Genomic DNA, 8,131 nt, shown 5'->3' with positions numbered 1-8,131 from the left:
GGACCGGCCAGGACGGCGCTGACCGCCGCGACCGGGCGTCCGGCCTCGCGGGCGACGGCGAGCAGGACGGGGTGCCGGGACGCCCACGCGGCGGTGCGCAGCAGGTCGTAGGACCAGACCGCGCGCCGCCGCGCCGATCCGGCCAGCTCGCGCCAGCCGTCCGGCTCGGGGTCGTGGCGCGGGTCCGCGACCTCGACGGTGACGCGGGTCAGGACCGTCCTCCGTCCGCCGCCCGGACGGTCCCCCTGCCGCCGCGCGCCTTCGTCCACGCGGCGCGGACCGTCCTCGCCGGGACGAACAGCACCGCGAGCGCCAGGATCACGTGCACCGTGATGAACGCGTACGCCTCGCCCTTGGTCGGGTAGTGGCCGAGGAAGACCTTCATGTGGTCGGCCCACTTCCAGACCTTCGGGATCGGCGTCCAGGCCGGGTCGGTGTGGTGGTTGACGGTCAGGAACGCGAAGTCCTCCAGGCCGGAGAGCTGGAGCAGCAGCAGCGCCGCGCACAGCCGCAGCGTCGTGCCGCGCTTGCCGCCGCCGATCCGGTAGGCCAGGGCCAGCGCCAGGATGATGAACGGCACCAGCGTGAGGACGGTGTAGTACAGCTCCGAGCCGGGCTTCTTCGCCACGAAGAACATGCGCGGGACGAAGAAGCAGAAGAACACGAGGAAGCAGGCCGGGATGGCGATCTCGGGCAGCCGCAGCCGCCGCGCCCACGCCTGGTCGAGGTAGGCGACCGCGACGGCGCCGGCGGCGAACGGCGTGAGCTTGAACAGGAACACCCACAGCGAGGTGATGTCGTGCTCGTGCGGCAGCGCGAACCAGATGATGCCGCCGAGCACGGCCGCGACCGCCCCGGCGATCAGCGTCACCCCGTTCGCCCGCAGGAACGGCTGCAGCGCCTCCCCGCCGGAGGACGACTCGGTGGAGGTCGGCGCGGTGGGGGCGGGCTCGGCGGGCGTGGGGACGTCACCGCCTCGCCCGGACTCGACGCGGGTCTGCTCAGCTGACGACATGGTGTTCTCCTGGATCGAGAGCGGGGGTGGCCGGCACGGCGAGCGGCACGGCGGCGGGGACGGACACGGCCACGGCTGGGGCCGGGACGGGGGCGGGGAGCGGGCGGACGGTCAGCCGGAGCAGCGCGCGGGCCTCGGCCAGCGCGGCGTCGGCGGCCTCGGCCGTCGGGCCGGTGGCGACCAGGTGGCCGATCTTGTGTCCGGACTGGTCGAACGGCCGCACGAGGTCGCCCGGCCGGACGAACAGGGCGAGGTCGGTGATCCCGGGGACGGCGCGGGCCTCGGCGAGGCCGCCGACCGCGACCAGCTCGCCGTCCTCGTCCAGCGGCGATCCGATCAGCTCCAGCGCGGCGTGCGCGGTGCGCTCCGGCGTGAGGTCGAACGGCTCGCCGAGGGCGAGGGCGACGAGCGCGCGGACGTTGTCCACGCCGTACGCGGCGGCGAGCAGCCGCGGGATGCCGTTGCCGCCGAGTCGCGCGTTGACCTCGATGACGCGCTCCCGGCCGTCCGCGCCGAGGACGACGTCGAAGTTGGCCGGGCCGTCGGTGACGCCGAGCGCGGCGCAGAGCCGTCCGGCGGTCGCCTCCAGCCCGGTGAGCACCGCGTCCGGCAGCCGCGCGGGGCAGCGCAGCCGTCCGACCATGAAGTCGGTGCCGGGGACGAACTCCTTCTCCAGGACGGCGGTGAAGTGCGGCCGCCCGTCCCGGACGAAGGTCTCGACCACCAGCTGGCGGCCCTCGACGACCTCTTCGGCGATCACCGCGCCGGACGCGGCGAACGTCCGGGAGTGGGCGACGGCGGCGGGCAGGTCGTCCGGGCCGGTGACGCGGAGCACGCCCTTGCTGCCCGAGCCGTCCGCGGGCTTGACGACGAGCGGGTAACGCAGCCCGGCGGCTTGCGCGACCAGCTCGTCCGGGTCGGACGACTCGGCGAACCCGTATCCGGCGACCCCGGCCGTCCGGGCGAGCTCGTGGAAGGCCGCCTTGTCCGTGGAGCCCGCGAGCGCGCCCTCCGGGTACCGGTAGGCGGTCCCGTACCACAGGCACAGCTCGCGCCACGCGACGAGCCCGGCGTCGCTGGCGCAGGTCACGAACCCGGCCGGGCGCGCGTCGCCGAGCGCCGCCGCGATCGCGTCCGCGTCCCGCGTGGAGACCTGGAGGAACGCGTCCGCGAACGGGAGCGCCGGACGGTCCGGCCGTATGTCCACCGCGATCGACGGGACGCCGCGCCGCCGCGCCTCCAGGTACAGCGGGATCTGCTCCTCCGCCGCGCCCAGGACGACCAGCGCCCCGTCCGGCGGCCTCTGGTCCGCGCCGGTCACTGGAGCACCGCCCGGCGGCCGGCGGGCGGCGCGACCCGGGTGCCCGGGGCGAGCGCGTCCTCGGGGCGGATCTCCACGTTCGCCTCCCGGATGTAGAACGGCCGGATCTTCGCCATGTCGGCCATCAGGCGGTGCAGGTACCGGCCGACGAGCGCGGTGCAGACCAGCGTGAGCGCCCCGAGCACGACGCCGAGCGCCGCGAGGGCGGTCCCGCCGTCCGCGCCCAGGCCCCACGTCGCCAGCGCCAGGGACGGGCCGAGGACGACACCGAGCACCGCGAGCAGGTAGACCGCGTTGAGGGGACGCCACGAGAACCCGAAGAACAGCTCGAAGCTGTGCCCGGCCAGGCGGGCGAGGCGGAACTTCGAGCGGCCCGCCGTCCGCGGCCGGTGCCCGGTCGGGACGGTCGTGTACCGCGCCCCGACCAGCGGGACGGTCGCCAGGAAGTAGGGCGAGCCGAGCCGCAGCCCCGCGATCGTCCGCGCCACCTCGGTGCGCACGACCCGGAAGGTGGACGCGCCGGGCGGCAGCTCGATGCCGAGCAGCCGCCGCGCCACCCACTGCTGGACGACCGCGGCGACCCGGCGTCCCCACGCGTCCTGGCGGTCGCGGCGGACGCCGAACACCACGTCATAGCCCTCCGCCGCCTTCGCCAGCAGCAGCGGGATCTCCTCGGGCGGCGCCTGGAGGTCGCAGTCGATCTGCGCGCACCACGGCTGGGACGCGTAGCCGAACGCCGCCGCCTGCGCCGCCTCCAGGCCGAAGTTGCGGGTGAAGGACAGGTAGCGGACGCGCGGGTCGGACTCGGCGAGCCCGCGCAGCCGCTCCAGGGTGTCGTCGGAGCTGCCGTCGTCGACGAACAGCAGCTCCAGCGCCTCGACACCGGCGAGCGCCGCGGTCAGCTCGCCGTACGCGGTCTCCACCTGCGCGCCCTCGTTGTAGCAGGGCACGACCACGGTCAGCCCGCTCATATCAGCTTCGCGGTCCAGGTCGAGGGCGTGATGGCGGAGACGATCTCCAGCTCGATGTCGTACTCGAAGGGCCGGGGACCGCGCGCCCGCATCCACTCGACCATGTCGGCGATGCCGTCCCGCAGCGAGGTGCGGGTCTCGTAGCCGAGCAGCCGCCGGGCCTTGTCGGACGAGCAGGTGGCGTGGTGCACCTCCAGCGGCCGGGCCGGGACGAAGACCGGGTCGCACTCCATGCCGAGGGCCTCGGCGATGGTCTCGGCGAGGTGCAGCACGGTCACCGGGTTCTCGTCCGGCCCGACGTTCACCACCTCGCCCTGGACGGACGGGTCCTCGCCCAGCGCGACCAGGCAGGAGACGACGTCCGCGACGAAGCTGAAGCAGCGCACCTGGGAGCCGTCGCCGTAGATCACCGGCTGCTTGCCCTGCAGCATCCGGTTGATCATGATCGCGGCGACGTTGCGGTAGGGGTCGTCGTAGCGCTGGCGCGGGCCGATGATGTTGTGCGGCACGGCGATGTTGAACTCCATGCCGTGCGTTCCGCAGATCGACCGGACCATCAGCTCGGCGGCGTACTTGGCGATGCCGTAGGGGGTCACCGGCTCCGGCGTCATGTCCTCGTGGAAGGGCGGGACGCCGTCTCCGTAACGGGACATCGACGAGCAGTGCACGAAGCGGCGGACGCCGGCCTGGGCGGACGCCGAAAGCACCGCCACGGTGGCGCTGCAGGTGTGCTGGTCGACGTGGTACGGAGCGAATACCGACAGCCCCTCATAAGCCGCGGCGGCACAGTGGTAAACCGTGTCGACGCCGTCGAGAAGGTCGGAATATTCGCTGATCGAACGACAGTCGACGTCGCGGAACTCCACGCCGTCCGGGACATTGTCCTTGTAGCCGCCGCTCAGGTTGTCGATGCCGCGCACCGCGCTGCCGCCAGCCAGCAGGGCGTCCGCCAGATGGCTGCCGAGAAACCCGGCGACGCCCGTGATGAGTACCGAACCGGACACCGCTCGCACTCCTTTTTCACTACGCTACGTCAATGCTCGATAGCATTTCCACGCAGGCTTGAGCCCCGCCCTCGGGATTGCCGCCGGCGGACCACGGGTGTGATTACGGGGTGGAAACGTAGCAAGATCGACTCAGCGGCGGAACGGCCCTCCGGTGTCCTTTTCCTGCACGTCGGAACTCTTGCCTTTCATGTTTTCGGGGGTTAGGGTCGGGCGGCGGCCCCCTGACCTGGCGGACCCGCTCTTTCCGAAACGGCGGAGCCACGCTCGGCAATGGGAGCGACGACGGCCCGCCAATGGCGAGGCCACGGAACGAAAAGGGCCGTGACCGCCTTTCGACCGGACACGGTCTTTCAGGCGGGCACGGCCTTTCCGCCGGGCGTGGGCGGGCAGGTCAGCGGGCGGCGTCCAGGCGCGCGGTGAGCGTGTCCAGGAGTGGCCGGGAGCCGTCCGCCGCGTACGCGCGCAGCGCATCGCGCACCGATTCCTCACCGAAGTGCTCCACGACGTCCCCCAGCGCGGGTCCCTTCCGCACGCCGAACAGGGCCAGCCGCAGCGTCCGTCCCCCGTCCGACCGGAGCGCATCGGTCAGACTGGGCAGCGCGAGGGCGGCCTCCACCTCCGCCGCGTCCGGCCCCTCACCGGACGGAGCCCCACCGGCCGGGCTCCCACCGGCCGGGTTCGCGCCGACCGTGGCCCGCGCGGCGATCCAGCTGTCGGACCGGCCCGGCCCCGCGATCCACCGCAGCAGGTACTCCGCCCGCTCACGCGCCAGCTCGCGCTCGGCGCCGCCCCCGTCCGGCCGGCCCGCGCCCCCACCCGCCTCGGCGCCGCCGGACTTCGGGACGAGCCGTTCGAGGGCGAGGTCCACGTCGAAGCAGGCGGCGTTCAGCGCGCCGACGACCTTGCCGAACTTCGGCGGCCTCGGGTCGCCGTCTCCGGCGGTGCGGGCGGTGAACTCGTCGTAGCCGGTGTGCCAGGCGGTCATGACCGCCTTGTCCGGCGCGTCCGGCAGGTCCGGGCCGTGGTGCTCGCGGACCCAGGCCAGCATGTCCGGCGGCAGGTACGCGGCGAGCGGGCCGGCGCCGTCCTGCGCGTCGGCCCCGGGAACCGGCCCCGGCTCCGAGGCGGCGGACGCCTGGCCGGTCGCCGCCGGGTCGGGGGCGGTGCGGAGGCGGCGGGACGTCGGCGTGGTCAGCACGGCCCCGCACACCCGGCACGACTGCCGGACCCGCCTGGCGTCGGCCTCCAGCAGGTCGGTGCCGGGCCGTCCGCACTGCAGGCAGGTGTCGTCCACGTCCGGGACCTCGCGGGTGCGCCGTCCGAGCAGTCTCACCAGAACCTCCGCCTCACCAGAACCTCCGCCTCACCAGAACCTCCGCGCGCCCGCGACCGCGTACAGGGGCTCGTTCCGCGCCCCGAACCGCTCCTTGAGCTCGGTCATCGTCTTCCCCATGATCAGCCGGTCCCGGTCGCGCTCCACCAGGAACGCGATCTGCCGCAGGAAGTGGTCGAAGTACAGGTTGGAGCGTCCGCCGTCCGCCGCGTCCCGGCTGCCCCAGCCCATGCAGCGCAGCGCCGGGCCGTCCTCCAGCAGCAGACCGTAGGCGAGCAGCGCGCCGTCCGGCTCCCGGTAGGTGAAGTAGTGGACGCCGGGCAGCCCGCCGAGCCGGTCGTTGTAGACCGACGGCAGGGGGTTCGGCCCGCGCCGGCCGCCGCCGGCGTACCGGAGCAGGACGGTGTGGGCCAGCCGGGCGGCCTCCACGCCGTCCAGCCGGGGTTCGACGGCGGTCCGGACGCCGGGGTCCTCGTCCACCAGGCGGTACAGCCGCCGCAGGTTCTTGCGGTCGCGGCGCGGCAGGCTCGCGAGGTAGCCGTCGAAGGTGTCCCAGCGGTTGACGACGACGCTCTCCGCCAGCACCGGCCGGACGATCCGGCCGGGCCCCCGGAACGCCTCCAGGTCCGCCTCGCCGACCTGCCGGTGCACGACCCCCGCGAGCGCCGGGCCGAGGAAGCGCGCGGCGGCCCGCTCGAACGCCGCGACCGCCGCCGCGCGGCCCGGCGCGTCCAGGTCGGCGTGGAACACGTGGCCGGACGCGGTCACCGACGGCGGCAGATGGCACTCCAGCATCCCCGGGACGAACCGCCGCCGCTCGGCGCGTCCCTCGTACCGGTGCGGACGGCCGGCCAGGACGTGCCGTCCGGCGAACAGCGCGCAGGGTGCGCCGCCCTCGTCGGTCACCAGTCCCAGCACCACCCGGTGCCGGGCGCACCAGGCCAGCGCGCCGAGCACCGCCGAACGCCAGCCCGCCGCCACGCCCTGGTCGTCCACGAAGGCGTCCCAGGCGTCCGGGACGGGCTCGGCCAGCGGATCGATGATCCGCGCGCGCGGGGTCACCGCCCCACCAGCGGACGCGGGACGACGAGCGTGCGCATCGGCACGGTCTCGAACCCGAGCGACCGCTTCACCTCGGCCATCCCCTGTCCGCCGTTCAGCACCGGCGGTTCCTTCGCGTCCCGCGCCGACTCGACCGCGAGCCCCAGCAGCCGGACGTAGTGGTCGAAGTACAGGTGCTTGCGCCCGCCGTCCGCCGGGTCGAGCGCGGCCCACGCGCCGAGCCCCGGGGCGGCGCCCGCCATCAGCAGCGTGCCCCAGGCCAGCAGCCGTCCGGACGGCGTCTCGCGGTAGCTGACCATCGCCACGTCGTCGCGTTCGCAGAGCGCGCGGAAGTACTCCGGCGGCAGCGGGGCTCGGACGTCGAACCGCGCCGCGAGCTTGGCGGTGTGCGCGGCGTGCATCCGGGCCAGCTCGTCCGCGTCGAGGTCGGTCCGGCGGACGCCGACGGCGACCTCCAGGTCCCCGGCGGCGTCGATCATCCGGACCTGGCGGCGCAGGTCGGTGCGGCGGCTCTTGCTCAGCGAGCGCAGCCACTCGTCCACCGACCCGAACTCCACGGGCATCCGGGTGCCCTCGGCGGACTCGAGGGTGAACGTCCCGCGCCGCGCCACCAGGGCCAGGTCGCCACCCGACAGCGGACGGTAGACGACGCCGAGGCAGCCGGGGCCGAGCCGCCGCGCCGCGAGCCGTTCGACCCGCCGGAGCAGGGCGCGCCGGGCGGCGGGCGGGACCCGTTCGGCGAAGTGCCAGGGCGGTCCGCTCTGCCCGGGCAGCCGCATGTCGAAGATCAGCGGCTCCCGCCACGGGCGCGGCGTCCCCCGGCGGAGTCCGAGGTAGACGCCGCCGACCACGCCCGCGATGCGGTCCGCGTCGGAGCAGACGGCGAGCAGCGGCGGGGTGCGCAGGGCGGTGAGCGCGCCCAGCACCTGCGGGGACCAGACCGCGTGCAGCCCCTCGGACGCGCGGAACTCATCCCAGCCCGGGGGGAGGGTGTCCCGTCGTGGATCGAGGAGCCGAACGCTGAAACCCTTGATCACCCGCGCAGTGTGGCATCTAATGTTCCGCGTCGTCCACGGGTGGGGAAGGGGAGGCGGGAGCGCCATGGAGCAGGGGGTGCGGACGCCGTGCTGACCGAGCGGCGCTGGGAGGCGGCCCGCCGCCGGGTCGTCGCGCGGGCGTTCTCCGAGGTCCCGTACTACCGCGAGCAGTGGGCCGCGGCCGGCCGTCCGCTGGCCGAGCCGGCACGCGCCGCGTCCGCCGACCTGACCGGTCAGCTTTTCCGGCTCTGCCCGCTCGGGGGCCCGTTCCGGCCGGCGCGCGAACCGTCCCTGTGGTCCGCCGAGACCGGGACGCTGCGCGCCGCGCTGGCCGTCGCCGCGCCCGAGTCGGCACGCGGCGGACTGCCGTCGCGCGCGGTCGGCG

At 74.6% G+C, this 8,131-nt stretch carries 9 protein-coding genes; 1 reads left to right on the top strand and 8 read right to left on the bottom strand.

What is annotated here, in order from left to right; genetic code table 11:
• The 8 genes from DZF91_RS32205 to DZF91_RS32170 form a co-directional block, all read right to left on the bottom strand.
• Positions 1-269, bottom strand: a 269-nt coding sequence (locus DZF91_RS32205; RefSeq protein WP_199487048.1) for a hypothetical protein, incomplete at its 3' end; no start/stop codon positions are given.
• The gene (locus tag DZF91_RS32200; protein ID WP_117360829.1) at positions 209-1,015 is read right to left on the bottom strand and encodes a hypothetical protein; all 807 of its coding nucleotides are present in this window, start codon (positions 1,013-1,015) and stop codon (positions 209-211) included. The genes DZF91_RS32200 and DZF91_RS32205, both read right to left, overlap by 61 nt.
• Positions 1,002-2,336, bottom strand: coding sequence for an ATP-grasp domain-containing protein (locus DZF91_RS32195; protein WP_199487047.1), 1,335 nt, complete (start codon positions 2,334-2,336; stop codon positions 1,002-1,004). The genes DZF91_RS32200 and DZF91_RS32195 overlap by 14 nt, the downstream gene beginning before the upstream one ends.
• Complete coding sequence (locus DZF91_RS32190; RefSeq protein WP_117360828.1) at positions 2,333-3,307, bottom strand: glycosyltransferase family 2 protein; 975 nt, start codon at positions 3,305-3,307, stop codon at positions 2,333-2,335. Before DZF91_RS32190 ends, DZF91_RS32195 begins: the two co-directional genes overlap by 4 nt.
• The gene (locus DZF91_RS32185; RefSeq protein WP_117360827.1) at positions 3,304-4,311 is read right to left on the bottom strand and encodes an NAD-dependent epimerase/dehydratase family protein; all 1,008 of its coding nucleotides are present in this window, start codon (positions 4,309-4,311) and stop codon (positions 3,304-3,306) included. The genes DZF91_RS32190 and DZF91_RS32185 overlap by 4 nt, the downstream gene beginning before the upstream one ends.
• A gap of 394 nt (positions 4,312-4,705) precedes the next feature.
• Positions 4,706-5,647 carry a hypothetical protein gene (locus tag DZF91_RS32180; RefSeq protein WP_117360826.1) on the bottom strand — a complete coding sequence of 314 codons (942 nt, stop codon included), beginning with the start codon at positions 5,645-5,647 and terminating at the stop codon, positions 4,706-4,708.
• A 30-nt stretch (positions 5,648-5,677) separates the two neighbouring features.
• A complete protein-coding gene (locus DZF91_RS32175; RefSeq protein ID WP_117360825.1) occupies positions 5,678-6,709 on the bottom strand; it encodes a hypothetical protein in 1,032 nt (343 codons plus the stop codon).
• Entirely contained in the window at positions 6,706-7,746 is a 1,041-nt protein-coding gene (locus DZF91_RS32170) for a GNAT family N-acetyltransferase (protein WP_117360824.1), read from the bottom strand. The genes DZF91_RS32175 and DZF91_RS32170 overlap by 4 nt, the downstream gene beginning before the upstream one ends.
• 87 nt (positions 7,747-7,833) lie before the next feature.
• Here DZF91_RS32170 and DZF91_RS32165 point away from each other — a divergent pair.
• The coding region (locus DZF91_RS32165; RefSeq protein WP_199487046.1) for a hypothetical protein at positions 7,834-8,131 on the top strand (298 nt) is incomplete at its 3' end.

This window comes from Actinomadura logoneensis (genome assembly GCF_003428695.1).
Classification (GTDB): domain Bacteria; phylum Actinomycetota; class Actinomycetes; order Streptosporangiales; family Streptosporangiaceae; genus Spirillospora; species Spirillospora logoneensis.
This window is presented reverse-complemented; position numbering and strand designations above follow the sequence as displayed.